The 15,532-nt window shown below is 71.8% G+C and carries 15 protein-coding genes; 7 read left to right on the forward strand and 8 right to left on the reverse strand.

Annotated elements, in window-relative coordinates; all coding sequences use genetic code 11:
• Positions 1-65: 65 nt before the first annotated feature.
• Entirely contained in the window at positions 66-2,459 is a 2,394-nt protein-coding gene (locus tag ACIBNA_RS15945; protein WP_399165806.1) for an HAD-IC family P-type ATPase, read from the forward strand.
• Positions 2,460-2,465: 6 nt separating this feature from the next.
• Here ACIBNA_RS15945 and ACIBNA_RS15950 read toward each other — a convergent pair whose 3' ends face one another.
• From ACIBNA_RS15950 to ACIBNA_RS15965, 4 genes are all read right to left on the reverse strand, one after another.
• Positions 2,466-3,332 (reverse strand): calcium-binding protein, encoded by an 867-nt coding sequence (locus tag ACIBNA_RS15950; RefSeq protein WP_399165807.1) that lies wholly within the window; start codon positions 3,330-3,332, stop codon positions 2,466-2,468.
• A 185-nt stretch (positions 3,333-3,517) separates the two neighbouring features.
• Positions 3,518-6,664, reverse strand: a complete 3,147-nt coding sequence (locus ACIBNA_RS15955; RefSeq protein WP_399165808.1) for a sacsin N-terminal ATP-binding-like domain-containing protein — start codon at positions 6,662-6,664, stop codon at positions 3,518-3,520.
• Between the two features lie 60 nt (positions 6,665-6,724).
• Positions 6,725-6,916, reverse strand: a complete 192-nt coding sequence (locus ACIBNA_RS15960) for a DUF397 domain-containing protein (RefSeq protein ID WP_399165809.1) — start codon at positions 6,914-6,916, stop codon at positions 6,725-6,727.
• Positions 6,913-7,602, reverse strand: a complete 690-nt coding sequence (locus ACIBNA_RS15965; RefSeq protein WP_399165877.1) for a DUF5753 domain-containing protein — start codon at positions 7,600-7,602, stop codon at positions 6,913-6,915. The genes ACIBNA_RS15960 and ACIBNA_RS15965 overlap by 4 nt, the downstream gene beginning before the upstream one ends.
• A 60-nt stretch (positions 7,603-7,662) precedes the next feature.
• Between ACIBNA_RS15965 and ACIBNA_RS15970 the strand changes: the two genes are divergently transcribed.
• Positions 7,663-8,103: a hypothetical protein gene (locus ACIBNA_RS15970; RefSeq protein ID WP_399165810.1), complete on the forward strand. Its 441-nt coding sequence runs from the start codon at positions 7,663-7,665 to the stop codon at positions 8,101-8,103.
• Positions 8,104-8,130: 27 nt separating this feature from the next.
• Here the strand turns inward: ACIBNA_RS15970 and ACIBNA_RS15975 are convergent, their stop codons facing one another.
• Complete coding sequence (locus ACIBNA_RS15975) at positions 8,131-9,045, reverse strand: DUF3027 domain-containing protein (RefSeq protein WP_399165811.1); 915 nt, start codon at positions 9,043-9,045, stop codon at positions 8,131-8,133.
• A 282-nt stretch (positions 9,046-9,327) separates the two neighbouring features.
• Here ACIBNA_RS15975 and ACIBNA_RS15980 point away from each other — a divergent pair, with 282 nt between their 5' ends.
• The 4 genes from ACIBNA_RS15980 to ACIBNA_RS15995 all read left to right on the forward strand — a co-directional run bounded on the left by ACIBNA_RS15980 (position 9,328) and on the right by ACIBNA_RS15995 (position 12,998).
• Positions 9,328-10,761 (forward strand): MFS transporter, encoded by a 1,434-nt coding sequence (locus ACIBNA_RS15980; RefSeq protein WP_399165812.1) that lies wholly within the window; start codon positions 9,328-9,330, stop codon positions 10,759-10,761.
• A 122-nt stretch (positions 10,762-10,883) separates the two neighbouring features.
• Entirely contained in the window at positions 10,884-11,357 is a 474-nt protein-coding gene (locus ACIBNA_RS15985) for a DUF2771 domain-containing protein (protein WP_399165813.1), read from the forward strand.
• The gene (locus ACIBNA_RS15990) at positions 11,327-12,160 is read left to right on the forward strand and encodes a futalosine hydrolase (protein WP_399165814.1); all 834 of its coding nucleotides are present in this window, start codon (positions 11,327-11,329) and stop codon (positions 12,158-12,160) included. The genes ACIBNA_RS15985 and ACIBNA_RS15990 overlap by 31 nt, the downstream gene beginning before the upstream one ends.
• Positions 12,150-12,998, forward strand: coding sequence for a 1,4-dihydroxy-6-naphthoate synthase (locus tag ACIBNA_RS15995; RefSeq protein WP_399165815.1), 849 nt, complete (start codon positions 12,150-12,152; stop codon positions 12,996-12,998). Before ACIBNA_RS15990 ends, ACIBNA_RS15995 begins: the two co-directional genes overlap by 11 nt.
• Before the next feature lie 5 nt (positions 12,999-13,003).
• Here ACIBNA_RS15995 and ACIBNA_RS16000 read toward each other — a convergent pair whose 3' ends face one another.
• Positions 13,004-13,387: a cold-shock protein gene (locus ACIBNA_RS16000; RefSeq protein ID WP_010035896.1), complete on the reverse strand. Its 384-nt coding sequence runs from the start codon at positions 13,385-13,387 to the stop codon at positions 13,004-13,006.
• A 163-nt stretch (positions 13,388-13,550) separates the two neighbouring features.
• Here ACIBNA_RS16000 and ACIBNA_RS16005 point away from each other — a divergent pair, with 163 nt between their 5' ends.
• Positions 13,551-13,799, forward strand: coding sequence for a hypothetical protein (locus ACIBNA_RS16005; RefSeq protein WP_274817176.1), 249 nt, complete (start codon positions 13,551-13,553; stop codon positions 13,797-13,799).
• Here ACIBNA_RS16005 and ACIBNA_RS16010 read toward each other — a convergent pair.
• Complete coding sequence (locus ACIBNA_RS16010; RefSeq protein WP_399165816.1) at positions 13,778-14,401, reverse strand: HAD family hydrolase; 624 nt, start codon at positions 14,399-14,401, stop codon at positions 13,778-13,780. The genes ACIBNA_RS16005 and ACIBNA_RS16010 overlap by 22 nt on opposite strands.
• Positions 14,402-14,444: 43 nt before the next feature.
• A complete protein-coding gene (locus ACIBNA_RS16015) occupies positions 14,445-15,464 on the reverse strand; it encodes a hypothetical protein (protein WP_399165817.1) in 1,020 nt (339 codons plus the stop codon).
• Positions 15,465-15,532 lie beyond the last annotated feature (68 nt).

Raw genomic sequence — 15,532 nt, forward strand, 5'->3', positions numbered from 1 at the left:
TCCCAGGTCGGATCTTCGCCGCATTCGGCAGGTGAAGCGGCAAATCCGCACGTACCGTCGAATGCATGACGCATCTCGACGCGGATGCCCGGCCCGACTCCGCACGGCCGGCGACGGTCACCTCACGCGAGACCGGCCTGACCACGGTTCAGGTCGCCGAGCGGGTGGAGCGCGGCCAGGTCAACGACGTGCCGGTGCGCAGCAGCCGCTCCACCGTCGACATCATCCGCGCGAACGTCTTCACCCGCTTCAACGCCATCATCGGCGTGCTCTGGCTGATCATGCTGGTCGTCGCGCCGATCCAGGACAGCCTGTTCGGCTTCGTGATCCTCGCCAACACCGGTATCGGGATCGTCCAGGAGTGGCGGGCGAAGAAGACGCTGGACTCGCTCGCGCTGATCGGTGAGGTGCGTCCCACCGTGCGCCGGGACGGAGCCTCCGGGCAGGTCGGCACCTCCGAGATCGTCCTGGACGACCTGATCGAGATCGGGCCCGGCGACAAGGTCGTCGTCGACGGTGTGTGTGTCGAGGCCGACGGGCTGGAGATCGACGAGTCGCTGCTCACCGGCGAGGCGGACCCGGTCGTCAAGCGCCCCGTCGACCAGGTGATGTCGGGCAGCTTCGTGGTCGCGGGCGGCGGGGCCTTCCAGGCCACGAAGGTCGGGCGGGAGGCGTATGCCGCGCAGCTGGCGGAGGAGGCGTCCCGGTTCACCCTCGTCCACTCCGAGCTGCGCTCCGGCATCTCCACGATCCTCAAGTACGTCACGTGGATGATGGTCCCGACCGCGATCGGCCTGGTCATCAGCCAGCTGGTCGTGAAGGACAACGCCTTCAAGGACTCCGTGGCACGGACGGTCGGCGGCATCGTCCCGATGGTCCCGGAGGGGCTGGTCCTGCTCACCTCGGTCGCCTTCGCCATCGGCGTCATCCGCCTCGGCCGCAAGCAGTGCCTCGTCCAGGAGCTGCCCGCGATCGAGGGGCTGGCCCGGGTCGACACCGTCTGCCTCGACAAGACCGGCACCCTCACCGAGGGCGGCATGGACGTCACCGAGCTGCGGCCCCTGCAGGGCGCCGACGAGACGTACGTACGCCAGGTGCTCGGCGCCCTCGGCGAATCGGACCCCCGGCCGAACGCCTCCCTCCAAGCGATCATCGACGTCTACCCGGCCGTCGAGGACTGGCGCTGCACCCGGGCACTGCCGTTCTCCTCCGCCCGCAAGTACAGCGGCGCCGCGTTCTGCGAGGCGGGCGGGGAGAGCAGCACCTGGCTGCTCGGGGCGCCGGACGTCCTGCTGCCCGACGACGATCCGGCCCTCGCCGAGACCGAGCGGCTGAACGAGCAGGGCCTGCGGGTGCTGCTGCTCGCCCGGGTCGACCGGGACCTCGACGACCCGGAGGTGGCCGAGGGAGCGAAGCCCACCGCACTGGTGGTCCTGGAACAGCGGCTGCGGCCGGACGCGGCCGACACGCTGCGCTACTTCGCCGACCAGAACGTGGCCGCCAAGGTCATCTCCGGCGACAACGCGGTGTCGGTCGGCGCGGTCGCGTCCAAGCTGGGGCTGTCCGGCACCACCGTGGACGCGCGCCGGCTGCCCGCCGAGCGGGAGGGGATGGCCGAGGCCCTCGACGACGGCACGGTCTTCGGGCGGGTCACCCCGCAGCAGAAGCGGAACATGGTCGGCGCGTTGCAGTCCCGCGGGCACACGGTCGCGATGACGGGCGACGGGGTGAACGACGTCCTCGCCCTGAAGGACGCCGACATCGGCGTCGCGATGGGCTCCGGCTCGGAGGCGACCCGGGCGGTCGCGCAGATCGTGCTGCTGAACAACAGCTTCGCGACGCTGCCGTCGGTGGTGGCAGAGGGCCGCCGAGTCATCGGCAACATCACGCGCGTCGCGACGCTGTTCCTCGTCAAGACGGTCTACTCGGTGCTGCTGGCGATCCTGGTGGTCTGCTCGCAGGTCGAGTACCCGTTCCTGCCGCGCCACCTGACGCTGCTCTCGACCCTGACGATCGGCGTCCCGGCCTTCTTCCTCGCGCTCGCGCCCAACAAGGAGCGCGCGAAGCCGAACTTCGTGCCGCGGGTGATGCGGTACTCGGTCCCGGGCGGCGTGGTGGCCGCGATGGCGACCTTCGCGACCTACCTGATCGCCCGGCAGCACTACACGGGCGCGGGCGCGCTGGACGCGGAGACCAGCGCCGCGACGCTCACGCTGTTCCTCATCTCGATGTGGGTGCTGGCGATCATCGCCCGCCCCTACACCTGGTGGCGCATCGCCCTGGTGGCGGTGATGGCCGGAGCCTTCCTGCTGGTCCTCGTCGTGCCGTGGCTCCAGGACTTCTTCGCGCTGAAGCTGGTCGGAGTGACGATGCCGTGGCTGGCGGTCGGCATCGCGGTGGTGGCGGCGGCCACCCTGGAACTCCTGTGGAGGTGGGTGGACCGCCGCTTCCCGGCGTAGCCGGAGTTACCTCACGTCGACGTAGTCGCCCGTGGCGTTGACCGCCGGCGTGGTCGTCGTGCCGGCGAAGCTGAAGCGCCAGTAGCCGTCGTACTGGGCGGTGGCGGTGGCCTTCAGGTTGCCGTACTGGTCGGAGTACACCGTCTTGACCGTGGTGTACGTGCTGGTGCCGGCCTTGCGGAACTGGAGCTTCACCGGCTGGTTGGTGTAGCCGTGGTACTTGTTGTCGTCCCAGTTGGCGCGGGACAGCTTGCCGGTGGACGTGATGGTCTTGCCCTTGTAGACGGGCTCCGGGCCGGCGTTGACGGTCAGCTTGGAGGCACGCTGGACCTTGGTGGTCTTGTAGGCGTCGCGGATGATGTAGTCACCGTCATTGCCTATCGCGCCGACCCACACCTTCCAGGTGCCGGCCAGGATGTTGCTGTAGATGTTCGTGCTCGGGTCGGCGATGAGCGTCACCTTGCAGGTGGCGGTGGTGGCGCTGGAGTGGGTGCAGCTGCCGACCGTCTCCTCGTCCAGGTTCTCCGGGACGATCGCCCCGTCGGCGTTGTCCACGTCCGGGCCGTGCCACAGGACGGGGTAGGCGTCGTAGATGCCCTCCGGGTCGGTGGCCGTCACGGAGACGGTGAAGGACTTCATGGCGGTCGTGCCGACGACGATGTTCTTGCCGCCGTTGACGGTCACGCTCGTGATCTTGGTGTCGCCCACGCCCTCGTCCGCCGGGGCGGCAGCCGCGAACGGCGTGGCCTTCGAGGTGGACGGGACCAGCGAGGCCAGGTTCGGCATGTGGTCGTCCGCCTGCGCGGCGGGGACGGCCAGGGCGGAAAGGGCCAGGGCGCCGGTGACGGCGGCCACAGTGGCTCGGATGCGCATGCGTTCTCCAGGTGGAGAGGGGCCCCGGCGCTCGTCGTCGGCTCCTGGGGCCCAAGTGATCGTGGAGTCTGTTGACTCAGGTGATCAGATTCGCGAGCAAGGCGTTTGGTTGTACGGCCGGTGAAAAATTTGTGTGGGAGTTTTCACCGAACAACCAAACGCCACCGCATGCTTGCTTCAGCCGGTCAGTCGAACCACCGGTCCCGCGCCAGCTCCTCCGTCCGCGACGGATCCTCCAGCAGCGCCGCCACCTCGAACCGCCGCGGCCACTGCCCGGCCGCCCAGGCCAGGCCCGCGGCGACGCCCTCCAGGGTGGCGGCGTGCAGGACGTCGTCGTCCGTCAGGCGCCAGTCGATCTCCACGCCGTCCACGACGAGTTCCTCGTGCTCGATGTAGGAGGCGGGGGTGCGTGGGCCGAGCAGGACCCGGACCGAGTCCGGGACTTCGTGTCCCGTGCCCTCGGAGGTGACCTGTCCCGTGACCGACTCGCTCAGGCGCCGCACCTGGAAGAGTTCGGCCAGTTCGGCGGCCCGGGACGGGCGGACCGGCAGCAGGGGGACGCCTTCCGTGAAGGGCAGCAGGTCCGGTGAGTCGCACACCACGGCGTCGGCCGCGTCCACGACCTCCACCCGGCCGTCGATGACGGCACGCAGCTCGTCCGGCAGGGTCACCTGCTCCGGGTCCAGCTCGGCCAGGGCCCCGTACAGCGCGTGCAGTTGGGCGTCCGTCACCTCGCGCTCCGGGTCGGCGAGCCGGTCGAGGAGTTCGGCGGCACCGCCGGGCTCGTCCAGCAGCGCGGCCACGGACGTCCGCACGCCCAGCGCCCGCAGCACCTGCTCGTCTTCAAAGCCGGTCGCGTCGGCCTCCTCGTAGAGACCGCGCAGGAGCGGGTCGCCGCCGGCGGCGCGCAGGCCCGCGGGGCGGCGGCCGTCGAGGACCGGGTTCCCGCGCAGCCACCAGGCCGTGTACGGCCGTACGACCTCGTGCGTGCCGTCCGGCAGCAGGACGCGCACGGGCTCGACGATCGCGTCCCGCAGGGGCGGCTGCGACAGCAGGGACAGGGCCTGCGACCACTTGTCCTCGTCGACCAGGTCCAGGTCCCGTACGGCGACGATCTCGGTCGCGACCGGCGGCACCGGGCTGTCCGGGAAACGGTCGAGGACGTCCTCCGCCCACACGTCGACCGCGTCCAGCAGACCCGCGTCGTCGGGTTCGGCGAAGTCGCCCTCGCGCGGCTCCAGTTCGTCGGGGTCGAGGACGACGTCGGTGGCGCGGACGAGCGCGAAGTTCACCAGCACCCCGCAGGCCGCCAGCGGCTGCTCGCCCCACTTCGCGGCCAGCTCGGCGTCCGCCGCGGCCAGTTCGCCCTCGCGCATGACCTGGGCGAACGGGCCACCCGGGAAGACGAGTTCGCAGGCCGGGGCCGGTTCGCCGTCCTCGTCGGGCAGGGCGAGCGCGCCCAGCCAGGGCTCGTCACCGGGCTCCAGGCCGGCGTCCCGCACCAACACGAGCACGGTGTCGGCCAGTTCCTCCGCGTCGAGGGCGTCCTCCTCCCACAGCACACCGCCCTCGTCGTCCAGCGACGCGGCGACGGCGGCCCTGACCTGCGGGGTGGTGAGCACGGCACGGGGCGTCGCGGGCAGGGCGCCCAGCTTCTCCAGGATCGGGTGCGCCGCGTCCGGATGGGCGACCTTCAGTCCGAGCCTGGCCAGGGTCTCCGGGTCGATGCCGGTGGCGTCGGGGCTGGGCAGCAGGACCTGCCGGGGGCCGATCGTCGTACGGCCGTCCGCGAGCGGCACCGGCAGGCCCGACAGCCGGTCCGGGTCGACCCCGGCGAGGCTGTCGTAGAGCCGCCGCCACCAGCCGGGGTCCTTCTCCAGCCCGGCCAGCCGGTCGATCGCGTCGGTCAGCGGCACGCGGGCGACGCCCAGGGTGCGCAGCTCCGCCCGGCGTTCCAGCCCGGCCGGCAGCAGGGTGGGCAGCACCTCGGCGAGCACCCGCACCGTGGCCGCGCCCGCGCCCTCGACGACCTCGGCGTCCCGGGGCCGCAGCGACTCGGGCAGGTCCTCGCCGTCGTGCCCGCGGGGCTCGACGGCGGGCGGCAGGAAGGACGTGCGCGGCAGCCGCTCCAGGATCGCTTGGCGCAGGGCGCCGTCCAGCTCGCCCTTGCCGAGCGGCCCGGGCACGAGGTCGATGAGCCCGGCCGTCACCGGCCGCCAGCCGCCTAGGAGTTCGGCGTAGGAGTCGGCCGCGCGCTGGATCAGGAAGTCGGTCAGCGGGCCGGGGGCGGCGTGCCGGCGGGTGGAGTCCAGCGGGAACGAGGCGATGAGCAGGGCGGGGACGCCGAGCGGCTCGTCGCTGGGGGTGGGGGCGTGCACGACCGGGCTGGTGCGGGGCCGGGCGGGGCTGCCGTCGGAGTCCACGGGCACGGCCCAGGTGACCGACCAGTGGGGGCGCAGCCGCTCCTCGACGGGCCGGCCGGTGAGCAGCTCGGGGGTGAGGGGGCCGTGGGCGGCGGTGGTGCGCCAGTAGGTGACGCCGTCGCCGGAGTCGTCGATGACGGTGAAGGGGCCGTCGGTGCGGCGGGAGATGGTGCGGGGGCTCTCGCCGTTGATCTCGACGACGACCTCTTCGAGGCCGGCGAGGGTGAGCAGGAGCGCGTCGTCGACCGCCCGCAGCAGCCGTTCGGCGAGGTCGGCGGCGGGCGTGTCGCGCAGCGGGAGGATGACGGCGGTGTCGTAGGGGTCGGGGGCGGTGCCCTCGGCGGCGAACGGCAGCCGCAGCAGCGGTACGTGGCCGTCGCGCCGCCGGATCTCGTCCCCGAGGCCGGGGCTGTGCCGGGCGGTGTCGGCGGCCAGTTCCCGGGCCTCGGCGAGGGACCAGCGGACACCGCCGTGCCGGCCGACGACGGCGGGCTCGTCGGTGACGGCGAGGACGGCGGCGAACCCGACACCGAACCGCCCGACGGCCTGCTCGTGGGTCTCCCGCTTCGCCGACGCGCGCAGGGTGGACAGCGACTCGACCCCGGCCGCGTCCAGCGGCGCGCCGGTGTTGGCGGCGACGAGCACACCATCACGGAGTGTGAGCCGCAGCCGCCCCGGCACCCCGGCCCGGGCCGCCGCGTCGGCGGCGTTCTGCGCGAGCTCGACGACGAGCCGGTCCCGGTAGCCGCCGAGGACGAGGTCCTCCTCGGCGTTGGCGTCCTCCCGGAACCGGGCGGGGCTGGTGGCCCAGGCATCGATGACGCCACGCCGCAGACGTGCCGTACCGAACGGGTCGGCACCCTCGGCGGCGGGCCGCACGAACTTGCTGCTCACGTTCCTTCTCCTCATCGACGAGAGGACGAAGGTACCGCCTGGGGAGCGGGGGTGTGCGCGCCGCCCGGCCCCCGGTCAGCTCCCGGACGCGTACGTCACGAAATCCGCCCATGCGGCGGGAGCGACGGCGAGCCGGGGGCCTTCGGTGTGCTTGGAGTCGCGGACGTGGACGGTGGCGGGGGTGGTGGCGACCTCGACGCAGGAGTCGCCCTCGCTGCCACTGCTGTAGCTGCTCTTGAACCACACCAGGTCTATGTTGCGGATCATGTTTCCCCCAGCAGGTGCTCGATGAAGGCCGTCGACTCACGTGGAGTGAGAGCCTGTGCCCGGATGATGCCGTACCGCAGTTCCAGGATACGGAGCTGCCTCGGCTCGGAGACCGGCCTGCCGTTGGCCACCACTGGTGAACGTCCCACTGCCGAACCATCCTCGAACTTCAGTACGTCGATGCCGCCGTCCACACCGGCGTGCTCCTCGCGGTCCATCGGCATCACCTGAAGCTCGACATTCCGCAACTGCCCCGCCTCATGCAGGCGTTCCAGCTGGCGACGCAACACCGCCCTGCCTCCCAGGGGACGCCGCAGCGTCCACTCCTCCAGGACGAAGCTGATCTCGGGCGCCGGATCCCGTTCGAAGACGGCCTTGCGGGCCACGCGCGCCGCGATGAACCGCTCCACCTCCTCCTCGGTGTACGCGGGACGCCGCATCAGGAGCAGCCCGCGTGCGTACTCCGGCGTCTGCAACAGCCCGTGGATGTTCAGCGGGTCGTAGAGCTGAAGCTCGACCGCTTTGGCCTCCAGCTGCGCCAGGTCCCGCACCTTCTTCGGGTACCGGACCTTCTTGACGTCCTCCCACGTCGCCGCGATGAGCCCACCCGCGCCCAACACCTCGTCGGCCTTGACCAGATACTCCTGGCGAGGAATCCGCTTCCCGCCCTCGATCTTGTAGACCATGTCCTCGCCGTACCCGACGGCCGTCCCGAACTGCGCCCGCTGGTCGCGGGACCGCACAACATGCCGGTGCTCACCGACCCGGCCGAGGTCCGCAAAGACCTCGCGCTCGCCACGCTGTCCGCCATCACCCACGTCAGGCATCGGGACATCGGGGCCATACTCAAAGCAGTGGCAACCGTCCTGCGGGACACACCGCACCCCATCGCCGACCCGATCGTCGAGCTCATCGCACAAGGCCTGGGCAAGCACCCGGCCGCGGAACTGTGGAGGAACCTGGTGGCCGTGGACCTCTCCTTCTACAAGTCGTACATCTCCGAGGAAATCCGCAACGAAGGCCGGGCCGAGGGGGAGGCCCGGCGGGCCGCCGAAGACGTCCTGGAGGTCCTGGATGTCCGTGGCATCGACGTCCCCGAAGCGGTCCGCGAGCGCATCGTCAGCTGCGATGACCCCGAGACTCTGCGCCGCTGGCACCGACGCGCCGTGATCGCCCCCTCTGCGTAGTCGATCGGCGGCCGGGCAGGGACACCGCTACGAGTGGCCCAGTTCCTCCGTGTCCTCGTCCGCCGCCACCGGCACCGAGCCCGAGTCCGAGGCCGGGCGCAGCGGGAACGGGTCCACCCGGGTCTCGTCGATGACCGGCGGGGCCGGCTGCGGCGGCTTCGGCATGACCGCGGCCTCGGAGTGGCCGCCGCAGCCGTAGGCCAGGGAGACGACGCGGCCGTCGGCCGGTGAGAACTCGTTGGCGCAGACGCCGAAGGCCTGGCCCAGGGAGCCGCCGATGCGGACCAGGAAGCCACAGCTCACGCAGGCGGCGGGGGCCGCCTGCGCCATCGGGGTCTTGGGTCCGAAGGCTTCCTCCCAGCGGTCGGCGGCGATGTGCAGGCCGTAGCGGGACAGCACCCGGGCACGGCGCACGCCGAGTTCCTCGGCCACCGCCGCGATCGAGCCGCGGGCGGGGACGGCCTGCGGCCCCGCGGTGACCTCCGCGTCCTCGGCCTCCGCCAGTGCGGCCATCTCGTCGGAGACGACGGAGTTCGGCGGCGGCTCGTCCTCGCCGGTCCAGCCGGGCTCCAGGCGCAGATCCTCGGCGTCCGTGGGCAGCAGATCGCCCGGCCCCATGTCGCCGGGGCGCAGCCGCTCGCTCCACGGCACCCACTCGGGCGCGAGCACCGCGTCCGGGCCGGGCAGCAGCACCGCCTCGTCCACCGTGACGATCTTCGCCCGGGACGCCCGGGCCACCGTCACCGCCCAGCGCCAGCCCCGGTACCCGAGCTCCCTGCACTCGAAGAAGTGCGTGACAACGCGATCCCCCTCGGAGACCAGCCCCACGTGCTCGCCGACGATGCCGGGGGCCGCGGCTTCCTCGGCGGCGCCCCGTGCGAGGTCGACGGCCTCGGCGCACAGACGGTCAGGGGTGCGGCTTCGCGTTGTCGCTGCGCTCACAGGTATCGCTTCTCTCCATACGCCGTCTCACGAGTGCGCCACGCCCAGCGCCCGGGGCGGACGGAGCGGACCAGGGGACCGCGTCGACGTCCTTCATCCATTTTGCGGGATGGCTGAGATACGCACGCTACCCTTCCGCCCCACTTCGCGTACACCGACGGTCCTGACCGAGACCTCCGACCACCGTGTCACCGGGCTCCGAATAACCCGGACAGTCACCCCACAGGCCCTATACAAGCGGTAATGGCACTACCCACAGCCATCTCGGGGCACTATGACGTCGTGGCAGCCGCGAAAACACCCCCGGGCGCCACCGGGACCGGTGGGTCGAAAGGGGTCAAGGGAAGCAGCCGACCGAACGGACCGGGCCGTTTGGGCGGCTCCCTCCGCGCGGTCGGCCGTGCCCTGCACCTGCCGTTCACCGGCACCGCCCGCGGCATCCGCAAGGCCACCCACGCGCACGGCGCCGGCGAGTCCGGCCTCGGCAAGCTGATCGAGCTGCACGGCGTGAACGGCGCCGGAGACGTGATGATCACCGTCGCCCTCGCGTCGACCGTGTTCTTCTCCGTGCCGACCGACGAGGCCCGCGGCCGGGTCGCGCTGTACCTCGCCATCACCATGGCGCCCTTCACCCTCCTCGCGCCGGTGATCGGCCCGCTCCTCGACCGCATCCCGCACGGCCGCCGGGCCGCGATGGCCGGGGCGATGCTGGCTCGGGCGCTGCTCGCGCTCATCCTGTCCGGCGCGGTCGTCAGCGGCAGCATCCAGCTGTATCCGGCGGCGCTCGGCGTCCTCGTCGCGTCGAAGGCGTACGGGGTGGTCAGAAGCGCTGTCGTGCCCCGGCTGCTGCCGCCCGGCTTCTCCCTGGTGAAGGCCAACTCGCGCGTCACCCTCGGCGGGCTCCTCGCCACCGGCATCGCCGCGCCGGTCGGCGCCGGACTCCAGCAGATCGGGCCGCGCTGGCCGCTCTACGGCGCCTTCGTGATCTTCGTGGCAGGGACGTTCCTGTCGTTCACACTGCCGCCTAAGGTCGACTCCGCCAAGGGCGAGGACACCGCGCTGCTGGCCGCGGACGAGGAGCACCTGCACGGGCCGCACCGCCGACCGGTCAAGCGCCCCGGGCTGCGCACGGTCGGCCCGGCCGTCACCCACGCCCTGGCCGCCAACGCCTCCATCCGCTGCCTCACCGGCTTCCTGATCTTCTTCCTCGCCTTCCTGCTGCGCGAGCATCCGGTCTCCGGCCAGAGCGCCGCCGTGTCCCTGGGGATAGTGGGCGTGTCGGCGGGCGTGGGCAACGCGCTCGGTACGGCCGTGGGGGCGTGGCTCAGATCCCGGGCGCCGGAGATCATCATCGTGACGGTCGTGGCGTGCGTGCTGGGCGCGGCGATCACGGCCGCGCTGTTCTTCGGCGCGGTCCTGGTGGCCTGCCTGGCCGCGATGGCCGGGTTCGGGCAGGCCCTGGCCAAGCTGTCGCTCGACGCGCTGATCCAGCGGGACGTGCCCGAACCGGTCCGTACGTCGGCCTTCGCCCGCTCCGAGACGCTGCTCCAGATGTCCTGGGTGCTGGGCGGGGCGGTCGGCATCGCGCTGCCGCTCAACGGCACGCTCGGGCTGGCGGTGGGCGCCGCGATCGTCGGCACGGGCTGGCTGACGACCGTACGGGGGCTGATCGGCTCGGCCCGGCGGGGCGGTGCGACACGGCCGCGCGTGGCCTAGGGGGCTTCTGATGGATCTCCGCGGAGGAAGGAGCGGCGTTCGGTGCGTGCTCTCGGCGTGCCGGACGGGCACGCCGTACCCCGCGTGGGCGGCCCGACCGGCAGGCCCGATAGCCTTCGGCCATGAACACGTTGCAATCCGCTGTGCGACGCCGCCGCGCCGTCGCCGCCGCCGGCGTCGTATCCGCCGGACTGCTGGTCCTCTCGGCCTGTGACAAGCCGACGCCGATGGCCACGGTCACCGTGGGCAGCGACTCGGTGAACTCCGAGGCCACCTGTGGCGGCGAGGGGGACGCCCTGAAGGCGTCCGATCTCACGCAGTGCCTGAAGGACAAGGGCGTCAAGAGCATCTCCGTCGACCCGGACGAGACCGTGCGCTTCGGTGTCGACCCGGAGATCGCGGACAAGGGCTGGACGATCCTGATGAACGGTCAGCCGCTGACCGACTCCAGCACGAAGACGTACCGCACCATTCCGGGCAGCGTGTTCTTCAACGCCCAGTACGGTGCGCAGGGCAACTCGACGCTGGTGTCCATCAAGGAAGGCGAGAAGGACACTTCGGGGTTGTGGAACTTCAAGCTGGAGAAGGACGCGTAATCGCTGCCGCTGGGCTGGGCAGGGTGCTTGTCGCCACCGCGGTTGATGTTGAACGGGACGCGGTGGCGAAGGCGCTCGGCGCATTGTCGCCGGGGTCCGATGGAACGGCACTCGGCGTTGCAGGCCGTGCCCACCCTCCCCCAAGCTCTCGGCTCCGCTCGAGCAGGGGGGACACCCATCGCCCCGGCGGAACGACTGCCCACGGCGGTAGCGGTATCGACCTCCTCGCCGTCGGTGTGGGCCCCGCCCTCGCCGCTGCCTCCACCGCCTCCGCCCTGACCGCCGCCGCCCTCGACGGCAACCCCTACGGCCTCGTCGTCTCCGCCGGGATCGGTGGGGGGTTTCAGCCCGAGGCGAGGGTGGGGTCGCTCGTCGTCGCCGATGAGATCGTCGCGGCCGATCTGGGGGCCGAGACCGAGGACGGGTTTGTGCCGGTCACGGAACTCGGGTTCGGGACCGTGCGTCACCACCCGCCCGAGGACCTCGTACGGCTGGTCGGCGACGCCGTCGGGGCCCGTGCCGGGGCCGTGCTCACCGTGTCCACCGTGACCGGGACCGCCGAGCGGGCCGCTGCGCTCCGGGAGCGTCATCCCACCGCCCTCGCCGAGGCCATGGAGGGCTTCGGTGTGGCCGAGGCCGCTGCCGCGCACGGGGTGCCCGTGCTGGAGGTCCGGGCGATCTCCAATCCCGTCGGGCCGCGCGACCGCGCCGCCTGGCGCATCCCCGACGCCCTGGCGGCCCTCACCGAGGGTTTCGGGAAGCTCGTGCCCGTACTGGAGAGTTGGAACCGGCATGACCAGTGAGCAGCTGAAGATCGCCTACTCCCCCTGCCCGAACGACACCTTCGTCTTCGACGCCCTGGCCCACGGCCGCCTCCCCGGCGCCCCCGCCCTCGACGTGACCTTCGCCGACATCGACATCACCAACGGCATGGCCGAGCGCGGCGAGTTCGACGTGCTGAAGGTGTCGTACGCCGTGCTGCCGTACGTCCTCGACGAGTACGCCCTGCTGCCCTGCGGGGGTGCGCTGGGGCGGGGCTGCGGGCCGCTGGTGCTGACGCGGGAGGCGGACGTCGACCTCACCGGTCGTACGGTCGCCGTGCCCAGTGAGAAGTCCACCGCCTATCTGCTGTTCCGGCTGTGGGCCGCGGACAGGCTGAGCGACGGGGTCGGCGAGATCGTCGTCATGCCGTTCCACGAGATCATGCCGGCCGTGCGGGACGGCAAGGTCGACGCGGGGCTCGTCATCCACGAAGCGCGCTTCACGTACCGCGGCTACGGCCTGCACAAGCTCGCCGACATGGGCGAGCACTGGGAGAACACCACCGGGCTGCCGATCCCGCTGGGCGCGATCATCGCCAAGCGGTCGCTGGGCGAGCAGAAGCTGCGGCTGCTCGCCGACTCCATCCGGACGTCCGTGCGCGCCGCCTGGGACGACCCCGAGGCGTCCCGCCCGTACGTCATGGAGCACGCCCAGGAGATGGACCCGGCCGTCGCCGACCAGCACATCGGGCTGTACGTCAACGAGTTCACCGCCGACCTCAGCGAGGACGGCTACGCCGCCGTACGCGGGCTGCTGACACGCGCGGCGGCCGAGGGGCTGGTGCCGCCCCTCGGCCCGAACGCGCTGCGTTTCCCGTAAGCGGTTTACACGTCCAACTGGTCGGCGACCGCGCGCAGCAGGCCCGCGATCTTCTTGCCGGCGGTCTTCTCGGGGTAGCGGCCCCGCTCCAGCATCGGAGTGATGTTCTCCAGGAGGGTCGTCAGATCCTGGACGATCGAGGCCAGCTCGTCCGGCTTCTTGCGGGTGGCGGCGGCGACCGAGGGGGTCGGGTCCAGAATCGTCAGGGACAGCGCCTGGTCGCCGCGCTGTCCGGCGACGACGCCGAACTCCACTCGCTGTCCCGGCTTGAGCGTCTCGACTCCGGCGGGGAGGACCGAGGAATGGACGAAGACGTCACCGCCGTCGTCGCGGGAGAGAAAGCCGAAGCCCTTCTCACTGTTGAACCACTTGACCTTGCCGGTAGGCACGTCTGTCCTCGTCCTCGTACTCGTCGGAAAACTGCTTCTGAAACGGCTCTGGATAGCACTCGGGCGGGTCGTACGGACCCGCCGGTACCAAGGCTAATGCTCTTCAGGCCGGTGACAAGACGTCACCCGGTTGTTCCTTCGCGCTGGGAACTACCCTGGTCGGGTGCGTGACAAAACCCAAACGAATTCCGCCGCTCCCGGTGACCGTCTGGTCCGTGCCGGTGGCATCGTCTTCTTCATCGGCGCCGTGGCCACACTGGTCACTGTCGCCCCGCTGTTCCTGGGGACGACACCCTTTCCGACGTACATGTTCGGCCTGAGCATGCTCATGGCAGTCGGATTCCTGATGGCCGGCGCGGGAGTGCTGCGTTCCGTGGCGGCGGGCCGGCGTCAGGCGCGTGCGGGACGGTAGTCCGAAAGCCACCCGGGGAATTCCGTCAGGTCGGTGAGGACGACGTCCGCGCCCGCCGCGCGCAGTTCCTCCGGGAGGCAGGGGCCGGTGGCCACCGCGACCGACAGCGCGCCGGCCGCCCGGGCGCCGCGTACGTCCCCGACGTGGTCGCCGACGTAGACGCCCGCGTCGTGCTCGCGCAGCGCCTCCGCCTTCTGCTCGGCCCACAGGTCGCCGATGACGGCGTCGGGCTCGATGCCGAGGTGGGCGAGGTGCAGTTTGGCGTTGGGCTCGTACTTGGCGGTGACGACTATCGCGCGTCCGCCGGCCTCCCGTACGGCCGCGATGGCCTCCCGGGCGCCGGGCAGCGCCGGGGTCTCGGCGATCGCGATCGTCGGATACATCTCCCGGTACACGTCGGCCACGGTCTCGACCTCCTCGGCCGGGAACCAGTTGATCAGCTCCTCGGCCAGCGGCGGCCCGAGCCGCGTGACCGCCAGATCGGCGTCGATGTACGTCCCCGTCCGCTCGGACAGTTCCTGGTAGCAGGCGCGGATGCCGGGGCGGGAGTCGATGAGGGTCATGTCGAGGTCGAAGCCGACGGTGATTGCCATATGGGCCATTGTGCCCAGGCGGTGTGAACGGCAGACGTCAGCCTGTGATCGGCTAGCGAGAGCGCTGTGAGCGCCATACCAGGAACAGCGCCGACGCCACCGCCGCGCCCCTGACCACCCATGGCCAGGTCTCCGCCACCGCGTCGTTCATGTGGCCCTCGGCGATCGGGGTGCCCCAGCGGTCGTTCATCCTGCCCCACAGCCAAAGAACGCCGGCCGCGACCGAGAGGCTGGGGAGGATCACGACCGCCCACTTGGTCTCGGCCGGGCTCAGGCGACGTGAGGCGTAGGCGATGAGCCAGCCGAGGATCAGCACGAACCAGTTGCCGAGCACCGCGCCCGCGACGAGGAGACCGGCGGCGATGAGGAGGAGCGGGTTGCTCCAGCCGCCCGCGGGCAGGCGCGGAAGACGCCGGCGACTGGCCTTGCCGGCCGTCTCCTCCGGCTCCCCGGCGGCCTCGACAGCCGGGGCCGCCTCCTCGTCGGCCGCCGCCTTCTCCAGCTCCGGCTTCCTCGGCCGCGGCGGCTTCAGCAGGTCCGGCAGCTCCACGCCGCCCACGAAGCCCGGCACCTCTTCGCCCGCCCCGAAGGGGCTGCTGTCCACCCGCCACCAGTCCGGCTGGACCGCGCTGTCCCCGAGCTCGTGCCCGGCGGCCAGGTGCGGCGGGGCCGCGCCCTCGGCGGCGGCGGGACGTGGCTCCTCGGTCGGCCGGGCCGGGCGGGGACGCGGCACGACGCGCCGCAGGACCCCCTTCGGCCGCCCGTCCGGCTCGTCCGGTTCGCGGGCCTCGCGCCGTACGGGCACGGCGGCGGGAGCGCTCTGCGCCGTACCGCCGCCGCCCGTGCCGTCCGCGGCCGCCGCCACGACGTCGTCGGGGCTGCCGAGGCGGGACAGGATGCGGCGGACGGCGGCGGGCGAGTCGACGGTGGCCTTCGCGCGGCGCTGGTCGATCTCGTTGCGCAGGTCGGCGACCAGGCGCATGCGGGTGGCCGACGACAACTGTCGTTGCTGGGCCACGTCTCCGACCCGGCTCAGATACTCGTAAACGACCTGGTCGCTCTCAATCCCCACGAAGTCCCCTCCGGGGCGTGTGCGTTGGCTGACGCCGTCGGTCGACGGTACCGCGAGTACGAGCGGGT

This window comes from Streptomyces sp. NPDC050164 (assembly GCF_044459945.1).
GTDB classification, from domain to species: domain Bacteria; phylum Actinomycetota; class Actinomycetes; order Streptomycetales; family Streptomycetaceae; genus Streptomyces; species Streptomyces coeruleorubidus_A.